This window comes from Leptolyngbya sp. CCY15150 (assembly GCF_016888135.1).
Lineage (GTDB): Bacteria > Cyanobacteriota > Cyanobacteriia > RECH01 > RECH01 > RECH01.
On the sequence record NZ_JACSWB010000045.1, the window covers coordinates 1 to 1,395 of the forward strand.

At 45.6% G+C, this 1,395-nt stretch carries 3 protein-coding genes and 1 pseudogene; all 4 read right to left on the reverse strand.

Annotated features, from left to right (window positions below; genetic code table 11):
- Nucleotides 1-168 precede the first annotated feature (168 nt).
- Nucleotides 169-264, reverse strand: a pseudogene (locus tag JUJ53_RS25345) (type II toxin-antitoxin system PemK/MazF family toxin); the annotation flags it as partial.
- Nucleotides 255-458: a hypothetical protein gene (locus tag JUJ53_RS00190; RefSeq protein ID WP_204149991.1), complete on the reverse strand. Its 204-nt coding sequence runs from the start codon at nt 456-458 to the stop codon at nt 255-257. The gene JUJ53_RS00190 and the pseudogene JUJ53_RS25345, both read right to left, overlap by 10 nt.
- Nucleotides 459-472: 14 nt before the next feature.
- Nucleotides 473-886, reverse strand: a complete 414-nt coding sequence (locus JUJ53_RS00195) for a hypothetical protein (RefSeq protein WP_204149992.1) — start codon at nt 884-886, stop codon at nt 473-475.
- 77 nt (nt 887-963) lie between these two features.
- Nucleotides 964-1,197: a hypothetical protein gene (locus JUJ53_RS00200; protein WP_204149993.1), complete on the reverse strand. Its 234-nt coding sequence runs from the start codon at nt 1,195-1,197 to the stop codon at nt 964-966.
- Between the last annotated feature and the right edge of the window lie 198 nt (nt 1,198-1,395).

Below are 1,395 nucleotides of genomic sequence, written 5' to 3' on the forward strand. Positions count from 1 at the left end.
ATTGAGAACAGTGTCAATAGATTTGTTGAAAAAGCTCATTCTTTCGTTCAGGATTCGGCAGATTGGGCAAGCTACTGGTCAAAATGAGAATTGCTGGGGATGGATGGATTAGTAGACGTTACCCGTGAATTACGCTACAACGCCTCCCAACGCCTCTGTAACCTTCGGATCGATCCACAGAATTACGGATGGCCTTAGCTTGGTTTGGCTGAGGTCAGTAAAGGGAAAAGGTACTAAAACACGATCGCCTTTGGCTAAGGGCATGGAATCGGTTCTCCATCATCAAGGCTATAGAGATCTGGTTCGTCGTGGAGAAAGTCGAAGCTGCCATCCTGGAGAGCCAGAGTCATGATGTCTGAGGTAGACGGGTAGGCACCGTCCAAGAAAAGTTTCTTGGCTAGGGCAGCTTGCTCTTCGGGTGAAAGGGAACGGATAAGTCGATCGCTTCCTGAGGTCATAAAGATTAAACTAGTCAGAACTGAGGTTTGGCCTGATCATCGTAGGCGGTACGTTCATGAACCTGCCGCACGATAGCAACACATTCATCAAGACGGGGCTGAAAGTTTAGCATCCATCTTGAGTATTCACTGGATAGCTGGTATTGAATCGGAATGTCAACATCATAAAGCCGAAGAAACAACGCACGAAATGCCCTCCAATATCGACCATGTCGTGGTTCATAAACCAAACCCCACTTAAACAGCGATCGCTGAAGATGGAAAAAAGCACTGAGACATTCTGCATCTGTTCCTTGCCATTGTCCGGTTTCAAAGAATTCATGGATCAACGCTTCAACGTTAACATCATGATCGTTATTGTATTGATAACCATCAAAACGGAGCGCACAACAGATAAGAATATCTTCTTCATTGAGTTCTGATGGCATGATGTCAGACTCCATTTGTTAACTTAAATTGTTATCTTTTTGCACCCACCAAATCCAGATGTGCGTGTCTAGCACCATCACTTCAAAACCTCCCAATCCTCGACAGGTACGGCAGGTTCAAACGGATCATCGTAGCGATAAGATAGTTTTCCCTGAAGAGGGTACTCGGTTTGTTGGGATGGGGATGCTGACTGTTCCTTGGGCTGCTCCAGAATAATGATTTCTACGGTATCCCCGGCATGAAACGGTAATCCTTTCAAGACGAGAATCCCATCTTCCAACAAAGTTGCAGCTAGCTTATGGGCATTCATGGGGTTGTCCTCCTTGGGTCATGTCCATCATTCCAGAGGTCTTTTCAGGGATAGTCCACACTACACGATCGAACGTCTGGTTGCTGAAGCGGCTTCTGCCTATCAGCAATTCTCAGTATGAACATCTTGCATGAGCTTATTGAGAACAGTGTCAATAGATTTGTTGAAAAAGCTCATTCTTTCGTTCAGGATTCGGCA

What these genes read in the sequence shown, in the direction of transcription:
- JUJ53_RS00200 (WP_204149993.1), bottom strand. Translation starts at nt 1,197, where the DNA reads ATGAATGCCCATAAGCTAGCTGCAACTTTGTTGGAAGATGGGATTCTC.
- JUJ53_RS00190 (WP_204149991.1), bottom strand. Translation starts at nt 458, where the DNA reads ATGACCTCAGGAAGCGATCGACTTATCCGTTCCCTTTCACCCGAAGAG.
- JUJ53_RS00195 (WP_204149992.1), bottom strand. Translation starts at nt 886, where the DNA reads ATGCCATCAGAACTCAATGAAGAAGATATTCTTATCTGTTGTGCGCTC.